Source organism: Neotamlana laminarinivorans (assembly GCF_020523925.1).
Lineage (GTDB): Bacteria > Bacteroidota > Bacteroidia > Flavobacteriales > Flavobacteriaceae > Neotamlana > Neotamlana laminarinivorans.
Genome location: NZ_JAJAPW010000081.1, coordinates 1 through 287 on the forward strand (window position 1 = coordinate 1; position 287 = coordinate 287).

The 287-nt window shown below is 31.4% G+C and carries 1 pseudogene; it reads right to left on the reverse strand.

The features are described from left to right. Nucleotides 1–287: pseudogene (locus tag LG649_RS16120) on the reverse strand (DUF3857 domain-containing protein); the annotation flags it as partial.

Below are 287 nucleotides of genomic sequence, written 5' to 3' on the forward strand. Positions count from 1 at the left end.
ACTGTATTCCTTTCGAGGTTATCATAACATTGGTATTTAAAACCCCATTGTTAGTAATACTACAACGGCCTTTAATTTTTTGAATGTTCTCGTTTACACTATATTTTTTAGTATGCTTTATTTTGCCACTATTTGGTGTAATTACTAGCACATCTCTATCATCAGTAAAGTCTCCTATAAAACCAAATGGTAATTTTTGGCTTGTACACTCTAACCAAACATCTTCTGTATCTGTTGGTATATTAAGAATAACATGATTACCCATCATGGCTGCAAAATCATTTTCA